Origin of the sequence: Winogradskyella sp. (genome assembly GCF_003712105.1) — a bacterium.
In the GTDB taxonomy this organism is placed as follows: domain Bacteria; phylum Bacteroidota; class Bacteroidia; order Flavobacteriales; family Flavobacteriaceae; genus Winogradskyella.
Map to the genome: position 1 here is coordinate 966,690 of NZ_RHLG01000001.1, position 18,199 is coordinate 984,888.

Consider the following 18,199-nt stretch of genomic DNA (forward strand, 5'->3'; position numbering starts at 1 on the left):
AGCCCTAGTAGGCCAACAATAATTTAAGTTCTGACTGCATTCGTAGTTGGAACTTTCTTTTTTTTAAGATATGCCAAAGGGCGAGAAGTTTATACTGAGCGGAGTCGAAGTGAGCCATAAGAAGGCCAACAAGAATTAGAATCCTAACTGTAATTTTTCAGTTAGGATTTTTTATTTAATAGAATCTGGGCTCAAATACAGGGCTTAGCCCTTGCAAAACTCAATATATATCGTATATTTGCACCGTTGTTTTAGGAAATGATAAACATGAGGGGACGAAAAGTCCCCTCTTTTTATAGTATTATGTTAAAAAATAAAGTAGAAGAGTTACTTGAAAATGCGCTTAATGAGCGCCAAGATCTGTTTTTAATAGACATGACTTTTGGTACTGATAATGCTATAAAGATTGTTGTTGATGGTGATAATGGTGTATTGGTTGATGACTGCATATTTATAAGTCGCGCCATTGAGCATAACTTAGATAGAGATGAAGAAGATTTTTCTCTTGAAGTTTTGTCGGCAGGAGCTACATCACCAATTCAATTGCCAAGACAATACAAAAAAAATATTGGCAGAAACCTTGAGGTTAAAACCAATGACGAACAAAAGCTAGAAGGAACCTTAGTCACTGCTGATGATTCAGTAATTCAACTAACATGGAAAGCTAGAGAACCTAAACCTGTAGGTAAAGGTAAAGTTACAGTAACTAAAGAAGCGACAATCGCTTTAGAAGATATTAAAGAAGCAAAAGTTAAAATTAAATTTTAAGTCCTATCAATTATGGAAAATGTAGCGTTAATTGAATCATTTTCAGAATTTAAAGATGATAAATTAATAGACAGAGTTACACTAATGGCAATATTAGAAGATGTATTGCGTAACGCATTGAAGAAAAAATATGGTGATGATGATAACTTTGATATCATTATTAATCCAGATAAAGGAGATTTAGAAATTTGGAGAAACAGAATCGTTGTTGCTGATGGAGAAGTGGAAGATGAAAATCAAGAAATAGAATTATCCGAAGCGCAAAAAATAGAACCTGATTTTGAAGTAGGCGAGGATGTAGCAGAAGAAGTTAAACTTATCAATTTAGGAAGACGTTCAATTTTAGCCTTAAGACAAAACTTAATATCTAAAATTCACGAACACGACAATACAAATATTTACAAGCAATTTAAAGAGCTTGAAGGTGAAATTTACACAGCAGAGGTACATCACATTCGCCATAGAGCAATTATTTTGTTAGATGATGAAGGCAACGAAATAATTCTTCCAAAGGATAGACAGATTCCTTCGGATTTTTTCCGTAAAGGTGAAAACGTAAGAGGTGTAATCGAAAGTGTAGAGTTAAAAGGAAGTAAACCAGCAATTATAATGTCTCGAACATCTCCATTGTTCTTAGAGAAATTATTTGAGCAAGAAATACCTGAAGTTTTTGACGGATTAATTACGGTTAAAAATGTGGTTCGTATTCCAGGTGAAAAGGCAAAAGTTGCCGTTGATTCTTATGATGATAGAATAGACCCTGTAGGAGCTTGTGTTGGTATGAAAGGTTCTAGAATTCACGGTATAGTTCGTGAGTTAGGAAATGAAAACATTGATGTAATTAACTATACAAATAATATTCAGTTATTTATAACACGAGCATTAAGCCCAGCAAGAGTAACATCTTTAAAATTAGACGAAGAAAATAAACGTGCTGAGGTATTATTAAAACCAGAAGAAGTATCAAAAGCTATTGGACGTGGTGGTCACAATATAAGATTAGCAGGTAGACTTACTGGTTACGAAATTGATGTATTTAGGGAAGGCGCAGAAGAAGATGTAGAGTTGACTGAATTCTCTGATGAAATCGAAGAATGGATCATTCAAGAGTTTAGCAAGGCAGGTCTAGATACTGCAAAGAGTATATTAGAGCAAGATGTAGATGACCTTGTTAAGCGTACAGATTTAGAAGAAGAAACAATTGTAGAAGTCATTCGAATATTAAAAGAAGAATTCGAGGACTAATAGCATACTATTTTTGCAAATTAATTGGTAAGCTATATATTTAGAATCATATAAAAGCATTTATGGCTCAAACTAGATTAAATAAAGTACTTAGGGAACTTAACATCTCAATTGACCGTGCTGTGGATTTCTTGGAATCTCAAGGCATTGAAATTGAGAAAAGTCCTAATACAAAAATTTCTCAAGAGGTTTATGATGCGTTAGCTGATGAATTTCAGACTGACGCTACCAAACGCGAAAAAGCACAGGAGGTAAGTGAGGCGAAGCAAAAAGAAAAGGAAGAGCTTAGAGAAAAACGTGAACGCGAACTTGAAGAAAAAGCTAAGGAGGAATCTGAAAAAGAAACTGTCTTAAAAGCAAAAGCTGAGCTTTCTGGGCCAAAACAAGTTGGCAAAATAGACTTAGAAGACAAAAAACCTAAAACTGAAGCAACTAAAGAAGAAAAGCCAAAAGTAGAAGCTAAGTCAAAACCAACTGAAGAAAAAGTATCTAAGCCAAAGGATGAGCCAAAAGTTAAAGCTAAGGAAGAGAAGAAACCAGTTAAAAAAGAAACTGTAAAAGAAGAGGCAAAAGCGTCTGAAGCTGAACCAATCGATGAGAAAATAAAAACACAATACCAAAAACTTAGTGGACCTAAGGACACAGGTAAAAAGATTGATTTATCTCAGTTTAATAAACCGAAGAAGAAAAAGGAAGACAAGCCACAGCAAGCTTCTAACGATAATACAAACAAACGTAAACGTCGTAGAATAAGCAAACCAGGAGATTCTGGTAAGCCAAATTTCAATAACGATAATAGAAGAGGTAACAATAAAGGACGAGGACAAAATAGACCTAAGGTTGTAAAAGAAGAGCCAAGCGAAGAAGAAGTACAAAAGCAAATTCGTGAAACACTTGAAAAACTTCAAGGAAAAGGTAGCAAAGGAAAAGGTGCTAAGTATCGTAGAGAAAAAAGAGATCAGCATAGAGAGCAAACCGAAAAAGAACTTCAAGCAGAAGCAGCAGAAAGTAAAACATTAAAGGTTACTGAGTTTGTCACAGTAAGTGAAGTTGCTACTATGATGGATGTCGGTGTAACTCAAGTGATTTCTGCATGTATGTCATTAGGTATGATGGTGACTATGAACCAACGATTAGATGCAGAAACCTTATCAATTGTTGCTGAAGAATTCGGATTCTCAGTTGAGTTTGTTACTGCTGATATTGAAGAGTCGATAGAAGAATCACCAGACAATCCTGAAGATTTAGTAGAACGTGCACCTATTGTAACTGTAATGGGACACGTTGATCACGGTAAGACCTCTCTTTTAGATTATATCCGTGAGGAGAATGTAATTGCCGGGGAATCAGGTGGAATTACCCAGCATATTGGAGCTTATGGAGTTACATTAGAGAGTGGTCAGAAAATAGCATTTTTAGATACACCAGGTCACGAGGCCTTTACAGCGATGCGTGCTCGTGGTGCTCAAGTAACAGATATTGCTATTATTGTAGCGGCAGCTGATGATGATATCATGCCACAAACAAAAGAGGCCATCTCTCACGCTCAAGCAGCTGGAGTGCCAATTGTTTTTGCAATTAACAAAATAGATAAACCGGACGCTAACCCTGATAAGATTAAAGAAGGATTAGCAAATATGAATTTACTAGTTGAAGATTGGGGTGGAAAAATTCAGTCTCATGATATTTCAGCAAAATTTGGTACTGGTGTAAAAGAGTTACTAGAAAAAGTACTTCTTGAAGCTGAGTTACTCGAACTTAAAGCTAACCCGAAGAAACCAGCCAATGGTACTGTGGTTGAAGCATTCTTAGATAAAGGTCGAGGCTATGTTTCTACTATTCTTGTACAAGCAGGTACTTTACGCATAGGAGATTATGTCTTAGCTGGTAAAAATAGTGGTAAAGTAAAAGCCATGCACGATGAGCGTGGAAATGAAATAAAAGAAGCAGGTCCATCAACACCAGTATCTATATTAGGTTTAGACGGTGCTCCGCAAGCAGGCGATAAGTTCAATGTCTTTGAAGATGAACGTGAAGCTAAGCAAATTGCAACTAAGCGTACACAATTACAACGTGAGCAATCTGTTAGAACACAGCGCCATATCACACTTGATGAGATTGGTCGTCGTATTGCACTTGGCGATTTCCAAGAGTTGAATATTATTCTTAAAGGTGATGTTGATGGTTCGGTAGAAGCATTAACAGATTCATTCCAAAAATTATCTACTGAAGAAATTCAGGTGAACATCATTCATAAAGGTGTAGGTGCAATTACAGAAAGTGATGTATTATTAGCTACAGCTTCCGATGCAATTATTATTGGATTTAATGTACGCCCAATGGGTAATGCACGTCAGATTGCAGATAAGGAAGAAATAGATATCCGTACATATTCGATCATTTACGATGCTATCAATGATCTTAAGGATGCAATGGAAGGCATGCTGTCACCAGAACTTAAAGAAGAAATTACTGGTACGGCTGAGATCCGCGAAACGTTCAAAATTTCTAAGATTGGAACTATCGCTGGATGTATGGTTACTAATGGTAAGATTTTCAGAAACTCTGGTGTACGATTAATACGTGATGGTGTTGTAATTTACACTGGTGAATTGGCATCACTTAAGCGATTTAAAGATGATGTAAAAGAAGTGTCTAAAGGATACGATTGTGGTATGCAGGTTAAAAACTATAATGATATCAAAGAAGGAGATATTATTGAAGCATTCCAAGAAGTTGAGGTAAAAAAGACACTGAAATAGAGATTTCAATACCTTATATACAGAAACGCCGCAATTAAATTGCGGCGTTTTTTGGTTATCTTTATAAGATATCAACTTTCAATCTATCAATTATGAAAAAAACAATTACACTTATTTTAGTGGTATTTGCGCTTTGTTCAGTAAATACTTCTAATGCACAAGAACCTTACATAGGCGAAATACGCATGTTTGCAGGTAATTTTGCACCAGCTGGATGGGCAAAATGCGAAGGTCAATTATTATCAATAGCTCAAAACCAAGCTTTGTTTTCGATACTTGGAATCACATACGGTGGTGATGGACAAACTACATTTGGTTTACCAGACTTGAGAGGTAGAGCTCCAATTCATGCAGGGCAAGGACCAGGATTACCTAATTACCCGTTAGGGCAGCAAGGAGGCGCTGTAGATTTTACGATTACCACTGCAAATATGCCATCTCATAGCCACACAGTGACTGCTGTGTCCGAAGATGGTACGAGTTCTTCTCCAACTAATAATTATCCTGCACAAACAAAGATTTTAGATCCAGAATATGCTACAGGCGGTACAACAACGACTATGAATTCTAACATGGTTGGAAACACAGGTAATGGCCAATCTGTATCATATAGGTCGCCTTACAAAACGGTAACTTTTATAATTGCCTTAATAGGTCAATTTCCTACAGATTGATTGTGTTATGAAAGCAATTTTAAAACTAATATTCTTTGTGTTTATTTTATCGAATATTACATATTCTCAACAGATAAATTTTAATGCCTGTCATAGCCTGTTGGATGGAGATGATTATGTATTCGAGCAAATAAACATTGTCAATGGACGCGCAGTTTTTCAGACAGTCGCTGATCCAGCAATGGGTTCACGAGATTGTAACGGTATAGGATTTTGCACACTACAAATCCTCTGGAGTGATGGTAATAATCGTTGGGAAATTATTGCAGATGATGGCAATGGCGGTTTTTCAAACACATTTGTACTGTATTATAACACGGAGAATTCGCAACCTATTCCACCAGGTTTAACTCTCGGAACTTGGGAAGAAGCAACCACGGTTACACAATCATTATGTGGTACAATAAATACTTTAGAAGGTAGTGTTTTGAGCACTAATCAAAATACGATTGATAATCAAATCATCATTCATCCAAATCCCGTAAGAGATGAATTGTTTATAGATGGCCTCGAACCAGAATCCAACATTTTGGTTGTAGTATATGATGTACTCGGAAAAGAAGTGTTTTATCAAAAAAGTGCTGAGTCAATAGATGTGTCTAATTTTAAAAAAGGCATCTATTTTTTGAAGCTAACATTAGATGAAAAAGCACTAACAAAAAAAGTGATAATTAAATAAAATGAAAAAGGCGAAATCAATATTTGATTTCGCCTTTAATTTTTTCAAATGAAGTGTTCTTAATCTTTTTTAGGTGAAAAGATAAAAGCATTCATGTAATTCTTTTTTATACGAAGTAAAGCCCTATCAGCTTCGAGACGATCTCTAAAATTACCAACCCAAATTTTATAGTTAGGTGTATTAAATACCATTTCTGTTGGCCATTCACTGTATTTTTGCCTAAATTCAGACTTCACACTTTCGGCTGTAAATGAGCTGCTTCCACTATAAATCTGAATTTTAAAAGTCTCAACCGTTTTTACATCTTTTTTAAATTCTAGGAGCTTTTTTATGTCTTCTGGCTGATCCACTTTTACAGTTGCTTCTTGAGCTTTTACAGAAGTACAAATTAGGGTAACTGCAACAAAGACAAGTACTTTGAGATTTAATTTAGTCATCTTCAATTCTGTTTGAGTTGCAAAGTTATATTTTCTTAACATAATCAAGGGTTTTATTGTTATTTAGAATGTTTATAAATTAATTATTAAGACTTCTCTAACATTTCTAAAATCGACTTTATACATTACTTTTGCATGAGTTTATTTAAACGTGATTTTGGATAGTTATATTGAAAAAATCATACCAAATTTTAGAAGATAATTCAACAACACATATGAAACACGTTATCTACCGTAATTTAACCTCAAAAATACTTCGATTTGGGTTTATAATATTACTTACGTTTTCAACTTCACTTTTGGCCCAAGATGGTGACCCGAAAAATGGAAAATCTTTATTTAATGCAAATTGTGCCTCTTGTCATAAGCTAGATAAAAAAATGACAGGTCCTGCATTGCGTAATGTAGAAGCTAGACTTGCAGAAGATGAAGGTTTAGATCGAGCATGGATAGCCTCTTGGATAAAAAACAGTGCAGCAATGATTGCAGCTGGTGATCCGTATGCTGTAAAAATCTGGGACGAGTACAAACCAACAGCAATGACGGCTTTTCCACAGCTATCAGATCAAGATATCTCAGATATTTTGGCTTATACTGCTGAACCTAAACCAGAGCCAATTGTTGTTGATGGTCCTGACACTTCAGATCAATCAGGTGGTGGTGACTCTGCTTCAAACAAATTAATCTTAGCGGCTTTAGCTCTCTTGTTTGGTTTATTAGCTATGGCGTTAGTTTTAGTTAATAATACACTGAAGCGTTTTGCTAAAGAAAAAGGTATTGACATACCTGAGGAAGAAAAAAGAACTCCAATCTGGAAAGCATTTGTTCAAAATCAATTCTTAGTATTAGTAACTTCAATAGTATTGTTATTGGCTAGTGGTTACTTTGTATATGGCTACCTGATGCAGGTAGGTGTAGATCAGGGTTATGAGCCAGTACAACCAATTCACTATTCGCATAGAATACACGCAGGTGATAACAAAATAGATTGTAAATACTGTCACTCCTCAGCAAGAGTAAGTAAGCATTCAGGTATTCCATCACTTAATGTGTGTATGAACTGTCACAAGTCAATTGGAGAAGTTGCTCCAGAAACTTTAGCTGAAGGAAAAGAATACGGTGTAGATTACAATGCTGAAATTCAAAAACTATACAAAGCAGTAGGTTGGGATGAAGCAACGCAAAAATACACCGGTGAAACTAGTCCCGTAAAATGGATTCGTATTCACAATCTTCCAGACTTTGCATATTTCAATCACTCACAGCACGTTTCTGTTGCAGGTATTGAGTGCCAAACATGTCACGGACCTGTAGAGGAAATGGAAATTATGTACCAGTACTCACCATTAACAATGGGATGGTGTATTAATTGCCATAGAGAAACAAACGTAAAAGTTAAAGACAACGAATACTATACAAAAATACACGAGCAATTATCTAAGAAATATGGAGTTGAGCAGTTAACAGCTGCGCAAATGGGTGGATTAGAATGCGGTAAGTGTCACTATTAATTAAGATAACTCACAATTATATGTCATCTAACAAGAAATACTGGAAAAGTGTTGAAGAGCTAAACGAGAATAGCTCTATTGTTGAGACGCTAAGACAAAACGAGTTTGTGGAAGAAATTCCTACAGATGAGTTTTTAGGAGATAAAGAAACTTTAGAAGCTTCATCTACTACGCGTCGTGATTTCTTAAAATATGTTGGTTTTAGTACAGCAGCAGCTTCTTTAGCAGCCTGTGAAGGACCAGTTGTAAAATCGATACCTTATGTTGTTCAGCCAAAGGAAATAGTTCCTGGTGTGGCTAACTACTATGCAACGACAATTGCAGATGGTTACGATTTTGCTAGTGTTTTAGTGAAAACAAGAGAAGGAAGACCAATTAAAATTGAAAACAATAAACTAGCAAAAACAAATGCTAACGCTAATGCTAGAGTTCATGCTTCGATTTTAGGATTATATGATAGTCTTCGTGTAAAATCACCAATGAAAGGTGATGCAGAAATCTCATGGGATGCATTTATTTCAGAAACTAAAGATGTATTAAGTAAAGTAGGTGATAAAGAGATTGTGTTATTAACGCAAACTTTTGCAAGTCCATCAACTTCAAAATTAGTTGCTGAATTTTCAGGAAACTATACTAATGTACGTCATGTAGTATATGATGCTATTTCAGAATCAGCAGCTTTAGATGCCTTCCAAGCAAAATATGGTAAGCGTGCTTTAGCTAACTATGATTTTTCTAAGGCAATGACAATAGTGTCTGTTGGTGCTGACTTCTTAGGTGATTGGCAAGGTGGAGGATTTGATGAAGCTTATGCTGCTAAACGAATCCCTGATCATGGTAAGATGTCACGCCACATTCAGTTTGAGTCTAACATGTCTCTTTCTGGAGCAAATGCAGATAAACGTGTAGCATTAACACCAAGCCAACAAAAACAAGCATTAGCCAAATTACACAGTTTAGTAGTTGGTGGTTCTGTTTCAGTTGACTTACCAGAAGCTATTAATACGGCAGTTCAGAATGCTGCGACAGAATTAAAGAAGGCTGGTAGTAATGGTGTTGTTGTTACTGGTATTCAAGATGTAAATGCTCAAACAGTTGCTTTAGAAATTAATGAAGCATTATCAAGTAAAGCATTTGATACTAAAAATGTTATCCTCACAAGACAAGGAAACGATAAAGCCGTAGCACAACTTGTAGCAGATATGAAAGCTGGAACTGTTGGTGCTTTAGTAATGTGTGGCGTTAATCCTATGTACACATTACCTAATTCTGCTGATTTTGCTGAAGGTTTAAAGAATACAACATCTATTGCTTTTTCGATGAAGCAAGATGAGACAGCTACACAATGTAACTACATTGCAGCTGCGCCTCACAGTTTAGAATCTTGGGGTGATTTTGAGATGAAAGCTGGTCATTACAGTTTAATGCAACCAACGATTCGTCCATTATTCGATACAAAACAATTTCAAGATGTATTATTAGCTTGGTCTGATAACACAACTACATATAATGACTACATCAAAACGAATTGGAGAGATTCAATTCTTAATGGTGCATCATTCAACAACGCTTTACATGATGGTGCTTTTGTTGCTGAAGCTTCAGTAGAAGAAGAATCTTCTGATACTGCAGATGCAGGTGAAACTCCAAATGGAGATGCAGCCAGAGCATTAGCTGCTTCTGCAAAATCTAATGGAATGGAGTTAGCGTTGTATGCCAAAACCGGAATGGGAGATGGACAACAAGCTAATAACCCTTGGTTACAAGAGTTTCCAGATCCAATCTCAAGAGCAACTTGGGATAACTACCTAACAATATCTAAATCTGATGCTGATGGTTTAGGATTAGAAAACTGGAACGTAGCCAATGGTGGACTTAACGGTAGCTTGGCGGACGTAACAGTAAATGGTGTTACAATAAATAACATACCTGTTTTAATTCAACCAGGTCAAGCAAAAGGATCTGTAGGATTATCATTTGGTTATGGCCGTACAGCTGGTGTTAAAGAAGAAATGCAAACTGGTGTAAATGCTTATGCATTATACCAAGGCTTTGATACTATACAACAAGTTGCAATCTCTAAAGCTTCAGGTGAGCATGAATTTGCATGTGTACAATTGCACAATACTTTAATGGGTCGTGGCGATATTATTAAAGAAACAACTCTTGAAATATTTAACACAAAGGATAAGCACTATTGGAATGCAATTCCTGAAGTATCATTAAATCATATTGAAACTCCCGTAACTTCTCCAGATGTTGATTTATGGGATTCGTTTGATCGTTCAATAGGACATCACTTTAACTTATCTATTGATTTAAATGCATGTACAGGATGTGGTGCTTGTGTCATCGCTTGTCACACTGAAAATAACGTTCCTGTAGTTGGTAAATCAGAGATGCGTCGTAGCCGTGATATGCACTGGTTACGTATTGATAGATATTATTCTTCTGAAGATAGTTTTGATCAAGATATAGATAAAAAAGAGAATATCTCTGGTTTAGGAAGCTCATTAAGTGAGTTTGGAGAAATGGAAAATCCTGCGGATAATCCACAAGTGGTATTCCAACCAGTAATGTGTCAGCATTGTAATCACGCACCTTGTGAAACTGTATGTCCTGTTGCGGCAACATCTCACGGGCGTCAAGGTCAAAACCATATGGCATATAACCGTTGTGTAGGTACACGTTACTGCGCAAACAACTGTCCATACAAAGTACGTCGTTTCAACTGGTTCTTATACAATGAGAATGATGAGTTCGATTACTTCATGAATGATGATCTTGGTCGTATGGTATTAAACCCAGATGTGACTGTAAGATCTCGTGGTGTTATGGAAAAATGTACAATGTGTATCCAAAAGACGCAGAAAACAATCCTAGACGCAAAACGTGACGGAAGAGAAATTGAAGATGGAGAATTCCAAACAGCATGTTCTGCTGCTTGTGGAAGTGGTGCAATGGTATTTGGTGATGTAAATGATAAAGAAAGTAAAGTTGCAAAACTTAAAGAAGATGACCGTATGTATCATTTATTAGAGTATGTAGGTACAAAACCTAATGTATTCTACCATACGAAGATTAGAAATACGAAAGAAGCTTAAAATTAATAAAGAAATCAATATATAATTATGGCGTCTCATTACGAAGCACCTATTAGAAGACCTTTAGTAACAGGAGAAAAATCCTATCACGACGTAACTGTCGAAGTTGCTAGACCTGTCGAAGGTAAAGCCAATAAATCATGGTGGATTGTATTTTCAATCGCTTTGGTTGCTTTTCTTTGGGGTATAGGTTGTATTATTTATACGATATCTACAGGTATTGGAGTTTGGGGTCTTAATAAGACTGTTAACTGGGCTTGGGATATTACAAACTTTGTTTGGTGGGTTGGTATTGGTCACGCAGGAACACTTATTTCCGCGGTACTTTTATTATTCCGTCAAAAATGGCGTATGGCTATTAACCGTTCGGCAGAGGCAATGACAATTTTCTCTGTTGTACAAGCAGGTTTATTCCCAATTATCCACATGGGTCGTCCTTGGTTAGCTTACTGGGTATTACCTATACCAAACCAGTTTGGATCTCTATGGGTTAACTTTAACTCACCATTACTTTGGGATGTATTCGCAATCTCTACATACTTATCGGTGTCATTAGTATTCTGGTGGACAGGTTTATTACCGGATTTTGCAATGATTAGAGATAGAGCCGTTAAGCCATTCCAAAAGAAAATATATTCATTAATAAGTTTTGGTTGGTCTGGTAGAGCAAAAGACTGGCAACGTTTTGAAGAAGTATCATTAGTATTAGCAGGTTTAGCTACACCACTTGTACTTTCTGTACACACCATTGTATCTTTTGACTTCGCCACTTCAGTGATTCCTGGTTGGCATACTACCATTTTCCCACCATACTTTGTCGCGGGTGCGATTTTCTCAGGGTTTGCCATGGTAAACACCTTACTTATTATCATGAGAAAAGTGTGTAGCCTAGAAGATTATATTACAGTACAACATATTGAGTTGATGAATATCGTCATCATGATAACGGGTTCAATCGTAGGTGTGGCTTATATTACAGAGTTATTTATTGCATGGTATTCCGGTGTTGAGTACGAGCAGTATGCCTTCTTAAACAGAGCTACTGGACCTTACTGGTGGGCGTATTGGGCAATGATGTCTTGTAACGTATTCTCTCCACAATTCATGTGGTTTAAGAAATTAAGAACTAGTATCATGTTCTCTTTCTTTATCTCTATTGTAGTAAATATAGGAATGTGGTTTGAGCGTTTTGTAATTATCGTAACGTCGTTACACAGAGATTACTTACCATCGTCTTGGACAATGTTCTCACCAACGTTTGTAGATATAGGAATATTTATCGGTACAATCGGATTCTTCTTTGTACTCTTCTTATTATACTCACGTACATTCCCAGTAATTGCGCAAGCTGAGGTAAAAACAATTCTTAAATCTTCAGGTGAACGCTATAAAAGAATTAGAGAAAGCGGACAAAGTTTAGTGGGAACTGGCGCTGATGAAAAGACATCCAGTGTAGCCCCAGTCGCTGAGACTTCAGAGAGTTCAACTGGTGATAATACAGAAAAATTAAACAGCCTATTTGGAACCATCGGAACATTTGATGCTGCTACTGAAACTGCAGATGATTTAAAGAAAATAAATGGTGTTGGTCCTAAGATGGAAGAAGTGTTAAACAGCATTGGTATTTATACATTCTTACAAGTAAGTAAGATGACTAAAACAGAATACGACTTGTTAGATTCAATCACAGGTTCTTTCCCAGGAAGAGCAGAACGTGATGATTGGGCAGGGCAAGCTAAAAATTTATTAAACTAATATAGTATATGGAAGCTTCAAAAGTAATTCATGCTATCTATAATGATGATGATATTTTAATGTCAGCCGTTAAAAAGGTTAAGGCAGAAAAGCATCATATCGAAGAAATATATACACCGTTTCCAGTTCACGGACTAGACAAAGCAATGGGATTAGCACCAACTCGTATTGCCATTACATCATTTATGTATGGTTGTGTTGGACTAACAGTTGCAATTGTAATGATGAATTATATCATGATTAAAGATTGGCCACAAGATATAGGTGGTAAGCCGAGCTTTAGTTATATAGAAAATATGCCTGCATTTGTACCTATTATGTTTGAGCTTACGGTATTCTTTGCAGCACACTTAATGGTCATTACATTTTATTTACGCAGTAGAATGTGGCCATTTAAAAAAGCTGAAAACCCAGATCCTAGAACAACGGACGATCATTTCCTTATGGAAATCGCTGTACATGGTAATGAGGAAGAACTTATTAGCCTTCTTCAAGAAACTGGAGCTGTTGAAATTAATAGTATTGATAAAGACGAAGACCCACATTAGTATGAAGACAACTTTAAAAATAACAGTAGTATTAGTAATGCTATTAAGTATAGTGTCTTGTAATAAAAAGTCGAGACGTAACTATCAATATATGCCTAATATGTATCAATCTGTTGGTTACGAAGCTTACCAAGAGTCAGATGCTTTTAAAAACGGTAAAGAAGGACAGTTACCAGTTGAAGGTACAATTCCTAGAGGCTATACGCTATACGAAATCGAAGATACCAATGATGGCTATGAGTATGCTAAAGCTAACCTTGAAAGCCCATTAGACACAACAACAGTAGATTACGATAGAGGTAAAGAACTATACGATATTTATTGCACCATATGTCATGGTAATAAAGGAGCTGGTAACGGTTATTTAGGCGAGGGTAATAGAGAACTTATCTTACCAGGAAGTTATGCAGTAAAGGAATTAACCGCCGGTAGCATATATCATGTTATTTACTATGGTAAAAATAGTATGGGTTCTTACGCCAACTTTATGAGTGAAGAAGAACGCTGGCAAGTTGTTGCTTATGTTGAAAAACTAAAAGCAGAATTAGAAAAATAAGATTTAGATAAAGAGTATATAAATGGAATATAAATTCTCAAATCGATTAAAGATAGCGTCAATTGTCCTGATAGTAATTGGTCTTTTAGGAGTTGGTTATGGTTTTTGGGATTCACATAATTATAAGACTGTTGAAGACGTTGAAAAATTATTAGCTTCAGAAGCACATCATGGTGGACATGCAGCTGAAGGTCATGGTGATGCCCATGCCGAAGAATCTCATGGAGAATCTCACAGCGACCATGCAGAAGCAGCTGAAGGTCATGGTGAGGCTCACGCCGATGAAGCTCACAGTGGTGATCATGCAGAAGAAGGACATATGAGTCATGAAGCGCATGTACTTCATCAAATACATAACAGACCATATGCAGCATTATATGTAGCAGCATTTTTCTTTTTTATGATTGCATTAGGTGTTTTAGCGTTTTATGCAATACAATATGCAGCGCAAGCAGGTTGGTCTCCTGTACTCTTTAGGGTTATGGAAGGTATTACCTATTATGTATTACCAGGAGGTATTTTAGTATTACTTATAGCATATTTTGGAGGGTCTCATTTATTTATTTGGATGGATCAAGATGTAGTTGCTCATGACGAAATTATTCAAGGTAAAATAGGATGGCTCAACAAGCCTTGGTTCTTTATCAGAGGAATTATTTTCTTAGGTGGTTGGTCTTTGTATCGTTACTTCTCACGTAAGTTCTCTTTAGCTCAAGACAATGCTGAAGGTAACAGTAACTTCAAGAAAAACTTCAGAATATCTGCAGCATTCTTAGTATTCTATATTTATACAGAATCGATGATGTCTTGGGATTGGATAATGTCTGTTGATCCTCACTGGTTTAGTACATTATTTGGATGGTATGTATTTGCAAGTATGTTTGTAAGTGGTATTACCGTAATAGCATTAATCTCTATATACTTAAAATCTAAAGGATTGCTTGAGTTTGTAAACGATAGTCATCTACATGACCTTGCTAAGTTTATGTTTGGTATAAGTATTTTCTGGACATATTTATGGTTCTCACAATTTATGCTAATCTGGTACTCAAACATACCTGAAGAAGTAGTGTACTTTGTTGCTAGAATTGAAGACTATAAAATTACATTTTTCGGAATGGTAGCTATGAACTTTATTTTCCCATTATTACTATTAATGAATAGTGATTATAAGCGAATTCCTTGGTTTGTAGTTATGGCTGGTATTGTAATATTATGTGGTCACTATTTAGATGTGTTCAACATGATTATGCCTGCAACAGTAAGTGACAGATGGTTTATAGGAGCACCAGAACTTGGAGCGGTATGCTTATTTGCTGGTTTATTTCTGTTAATCGTATTCTATGCGCTTAGTAAAGCACCTTTATTGGCAAAAGGAAACCCATTTATGAAAGAAAGTGAACACTTTCATTATTAATTAAAAATTAAGAACTGAAACGATAATGACAACTTTGTTAATTTTCATAATAGTATTATTTGTAGCCATTGCAATTTGGCAAATGGTTAAGATATTTGATTTGGCTCAAGTCGGTGCCGCATCTAGTAATCAAGTAGCAACAGATAAGGACAATCGCTTTAATGGTTACATGATGATAGGTTTCTTAATCTTCATTTATGTGATTACAATATTATGTTTTGTGTACTTGGGCGACTTACCATTAATGTCTAATTCAGCATCAGAACATGGTCCAGGTTTGGATAGCTTAATGGTTATCTCAATGGTTATCATATTCATTGTACAAACAGTAACCCAATTTTTACTACACTACTTTGCCTATAAGTATAAAGGTGAAAAAGGCCGTAAAGCTTTGTTTTATGCAGATAATAATACTTTAGAATTCATCTGGACAATAATCCCAGTGATTGTTTTAGCAGGACTTATTATCTACGGTCTATTTACTTGGAATGACATCATGAATGTAGACGAAAGCGATGATCCAATGGTAGTAGAATTGTATGCACAACAATTTAACTGGAAAGCAAGATATGGTGGCGAGGACAACGTATTAGGTAAAGCTAATGTAAGATTAATAGATATTGATAGAAACAATACACTTGGTGTAGATGAAGATGATCCAAATGCTCAAGATGATGTAATAGTAACAGAATTACATTTGCCAGTTGGAAGACCAATACTCTTTAAAATGCGTTCGCAAGATGTTTTACACTCTGCATATATGCCTCACTTTAGAGCACAAATGAATTGCGTTCCTGGTATGGTTACTCAGTTTGCTTTTACGCCAACAGTGACTACTGCTGAGATGAGAGCAAATCCTGACATGCAGGATAAAGTTGCAAATATCAACGCGCTTCGTGCGCAGCGTAAAGCTGAAATTGAAGAAGCAGGTCAAGATTTAGTTTATGAGTTCGATTACTTATTATTATGTAATAAAATCTGCGGAAAATCTCATTACAATATGCAAATGAAGATTATAGTAGAGACTCAAGAAGAATATGACGCATGGATGAAAGAACAGAAAACGTTCGAGAATTCATTGAATTAATATAAAATTGTTTTAAGAAAAAGATAAAAGATTATGTCAGCAACAGTAGATACAAACGTACACGACGACCACGACGTACATCACCACAAAGAAACTTTTGTGACTAAATATATCTTTAGTCAGGATCATAAGATGATTGCAAAACAGTATTTAATTACTGGAGTGTTAATCATGGGAATCTTAGGTATTATGATGTCTCTTATGATTCGTATGCAAATTGCATGGCCAGAACAACCTAATGTGATTTTTGACGCGTTGTTAGGGAAATGGGCACCAGAAGGAGTTATGGATGCAGATATTTATCTAGCCTTAGTTACAATTCACGGTACTCTAATGGTATTCTTTGTACTAACAGCTGGGTTAAGTGGTACATTTAGTAACCTCCTAATTCCATTACAAATTGGTGCAAGAGATATGGCCTCAGGATTTCTTAATATGATTTCTTACTGGTTATTCTTTGTGTCATGTGTTGTAATGATAGTATCATTCTTTGTTGAAGCTGGACCAGCTGCTGCAGGGTGGACAATTTATCCACCGCTTTCAGCCTTACCTATGGCTCAACCAGGTTCTGGCGCGGGTATGACACTATGGTTAGTTTCTATGGCAATATTTATTGCGTCATCCTTATTAGGTTCTCTTAATTACATCGTAACTGTAATCAACTTACGTACAAAAGGAATGTCAATGACAAGATTACCATTAACAATTTGGGCATTTTTTGTAACTGCCGTAATTGGTGTAATATCATTCCCAGTATTATTATCTGCTGCTTTACTTCTTATAATGGACAGAAGTTTTGGTACGTCATTCTTCTTGTCTGATATATTTATTCAAGGTGAAGTATTACATTACCAAGGTGGTTCTCCAGTATTGTTCGAGCATTTATTCTGGTTCTTAGGACACCCAGAAGTATATATCGTATTATTACCAGCACTGGGTATTACTTCAGAAATTATAGCAACGAACTCACGTAAACCAATCTTCGGATATCGTGCAATGGTTGCTTCAATTTTAGCAATTGCATTTTTATCTACAATCGTTTGGGGTCACCATATGTTTATCTCTGGTATGAATCCATTCTTAGGTTCTGTATTTACATTTACAACCTTATTAATTGCAATACCTTCAGCAGTAAAAGCATTTAACTATATAACCACATTGTGGAAAGGTAACTTACAGTTAAATCCCGCCATGCTATTCTCAATAGGATTAGTTTCAACATTTATTACAGGTGGTTTAACAGGTATTATTCTTGGTGATAGTGCATTAGATATAAACGTGCATGATACTTACTTTGTAGTTGCGCATTTCCACTTAGTAATGGGTATATCTGCGTTATATGGTGTATTTGCCGGAATTTATCATTGGTTCCCAAGAATGTACGGTCGTATGATGAATAAGAATTTAGGATATCTACATTTCTGGGTAACTGCGGTTTGTGCTTACGGTGTGTTTTTCCCAATGCACTTTATAGGAATGGCTGGTTTACCAAGACGTTATTATACAAACTCTAACTTCCCATTATTTGATGATACTACGAATACGCAAACTGTAATTACTGTGTTTGCATTAATAGCAGGAGCAGTGCAGTTAGTGTTCTTATACAACTTTATTAGTAGCATCTTCTATGGTAAGAAAGCTGAGCAAAACCCTTGG

At 35.9% G+C, this 18,199-nt stretch carries 14 protein-coding genes; 13 read left to right on the top strand and 1 reads right to left on the bottom strand.

The genetic code is table 11. The annotated features are described in order from the left end of the window. The first annotated feature begins 303 nt into the window (after positions 1-303). The 5 genes from rimP to ED556_RS04445 all read left to right on the top strand — a co-directional run bounded on the left by rimP (position 304) and on the right by ED556_RS04445 (position 6,128). A complete protein-coding gene (gene rimP / locus ED556_RS04425) occupies positions 304-768 on the top strand; it encodes a ribosome assembly cofactor RimP (protein WP_296319734.1) in 465 nt (154 codons plus the stop codon). A 12-nt stretch (positions 769-780) separates the two neighbouring features. Continuing rightward, on the top strand, positions 781-2,013 hold the full coding sequence (gene nusA / locus ED556_RS04430) for a transcription termination factor NusA (RefSeq protein WP_296319757.1): 1,233 nt from the start codon (positions 781-783) through the stop codon (positions 2,011-2,013). 62 nt (positions 2,014-2,075) lie between these two features. Continuing rightward, positions 2,076-4,775 carry a translation initiation factor IF-2 gene (gene infB / locus ED556_RS04435; protein WP_296319759.1) on the top strand — a complete coding sequence of 900 codons (2,700 nt, stop codon included), beginning with the start codon at positions 2,076-2,078 and terminating at the stop codon, positions 4,773-4,775. Positions 4,776-4,867: 92 nt separating this feature from the next. Beyond that, positions 4,868-5,449, top strand: a complete 582-nt coding sequence (locus tag ED556_RS04440) for a tail fiber protein (protein WP_296319760.1) — start codon at positions 4,868-4,870, stop codon at positions 5,447-5,449. Positions 5,450-5,456: 7 nt separating this feature from the next. Then, a complete protein-coding gene (locus ED556_RS04445; RefSeq protein WP_296319763.1) occupies positions 5,457-6,128 on the top strand; it encodes a T9SS type A sorting domain-containing protein in 672 nt (223 codons plus the stop codon). 59 nt (positions 6,129-6,187) lie between these two features. On the opposite strand, the gene ED556_RS04450 is transcribed toward ED556_RS04445, so the two are convergent. Next, on the bottom strand, positions 6,188-6,607 hold the full coding sequence (locus ED556_RS04450; RefSeq protein WP_296319765.1) for an SPOR domain-containing protein: 420 nt from the start codon (positions 6,605-6,607) through the stop codon (positions 6,188-6,190). A gap of 173 nt (positions 6,608-6,780) precedes the next feature. Here ED556_RS04450 and ED556_RS04455 point away from each other — a divergent pair, with 173 nt between their 5' ends. The 8 genes from ED556_RS04455 to ED556_RS04490 form a co-directional block, all read left to right on the top strand. Then, complete coding sequence (locus tag ED556_RS04455; protein ID WP_296319766.1) at positions 6,781-8,076, top strand: c-type cytochrome; 1,296 nt, start codon at positions 6,781-6,783, stop codon at positions 8,074-8,076. A 20-nt stretch (positions 8,077-8,096) separates the two neighbouring features. Continuing rightward, on the top strand, positions 8,097-11,180 hold the full coding sequence (locus ED556_RS04460) for a TAT-variant-translocated molybdopterin oxidoreductase (protein WP_296319768.1): 3,084 nt from the start codon (positions 8,097-8,099) through the stop codon (positions 11,178-11,180). 27 nt (positions 11,181-11,207) lie between these two features. Further along, entirely contained in the window at positions 11,208-12,935 is a 1,728-nt protein-coding gene (nrfD, locus tag ED556_RS04465) for an NrfD/PsrC family molybdoenzyme membrane anchor subunit (RefSeq protein WP_296319770.1), read from the top strand. Between the two features lie 8 nt (positions 12,936-12,943). After that, positions 12,944-13,483: a DUF3341 domain-containing protein gene (locus ED556_RS04470; RefSeq protein ID WP_296319771.1), complete on the top strand. Its 540-nt coding sequence runs from the start codon at positions 12,944-12,946 to the stop codon at positions 13,481-13,483. Position 13,484: 1 nt separating this feature from the next. Then, positions 13,485-14,039, top strand: a complete 555-nt coding sequence (locus tag ED556_RS04475; RefSeq protein WP_296319774.1) for a cytochrome c — start codon at positions 13,485-13,487, stop codon at positions 14,037-14,039. A 22-nt stretch (positions 14,040-14,061) separates the two neighbouring features. Continuing rightward, positions 14,062-15,456, top strand: a complete 1,395-nt coding sequence (locus tag ED556_RS04480) for a quinol:cytochrome C oxidoreductase (RefSeq protein WP_296319776.1) — start codon at positions 14,062-14,064, stop codon at positions 15,454-15,456. Positions 15,457-15,481: 25 nt separating this feature from the next. Further along, complete coding sequence (locus ED556_RS04485) at positions 15,482-16,543, top strand: cytochrome c oxidase subunit II (protein WP_296319777.1); 1,062 nt, start codon at positions 15,482-15,484, stop codon at positions 16,541-16,543. Between the two features lie 33 nt (positions 16,544-16,576). Further along, a partial coding sequence (locus ED556_RS04490; RefSeq protein ID WP_296319779.1) for a cbb3-type cytochrome c oxidase subunit I occupies positions 16,577-18,199 on the top strand: 1,623 nt, incomplete at its 3' end.

Excerpts from the sequence above, each read along its gene's own strand:
- nrfD (WP_296319770.1), top strand. The coding sequence starts at position 11,208 with ATGGCGTCTCATTACGAAGCACCTATTAGAAGACCTTTAGTAACAGGA.
- ED556_RS04470 (WP_296319771.1), top strand. The coding sequence starts at position 12,944 with ATGGAAGCTTCAAAAGTAATTCATGCTATCTATAATGATGATGATATT.
- nusA (WP_296319757.1), top strand. The coding sequence starts at position 781 with ATGGAAAATGTAGCGTTAATTGAATCATTTTCAGAATTTAAAGATGAT.
- ED556_RS04460 (WP_296319768.1), top strand. The coding sequence starts at position 8,097 with ATGTCATCTAACAAGAAATACTGGAAAAGTGTTGAAGAGCTAAACGAG.
- ED556_RS04455 (WP_296319766.1), top strand. The coding sequence starts at position 6,781 with ATGAAACACGTTATCTACCGTAATTTAACCTCAAAAATACTTCGATTT.
- ED556_RS04480 (WP_296319776.1), top strand. The coding sequence starts at position 14,062 with ATGGAATATAAATTCTCAAATCGATTAAAGATAGCGTCAATTGTCCTG.
- ED556_RS04485 (WP_296319777.1), top strand. The coding sequence starts at position 15,482 with ATGACAACTTTGTTAATTTTCATAATAGTATTATTTGTAGCCATTGCA.
- ED556_RS04440 (WP_296319760.1), top strand. The coding sequence starts at position 4,868 with ATGAAAAAAACAATTACACTTATTTTAGTGGTATTTGCGCTTTGTTCA.
- ED556_RS04475 (WP_296319774.1), top strand. The coding sequence starts at position 13,485 with ATGAAGACAACTTTAAAAATAACAGTAGTATTAGTAATGCTATTAAGT.
- ED556_RS04450 (WP_296319765.1), bottom strand. The coding sequence starts at position 6,607 with ATGTTAAGAAAATATAACTTTGCAACTCAAACAGAATTGAAGATGACT.
- infB (WP_296319759.1), top strand. The coding sequence starts at position 2,076 with ATGGCTCAAACTAGATTAAATAAAGTACTTAGGGAACTTAACATCTCA.
- rimP (WP_296319734.1), top strand. The coding sequence starts at position 304 with ATGTTAAAAAATAAAGTAGAAGAGTTACTTGAAAATGCGCTTAATGAG.
- ED556_RS04445 (WP_296319763.1), top strand. The coding sequence starts at position 5,457 with ATGAAAGCAATTTTAAAACTAATATTCTTTGTGTTTATTTTATCGAAT.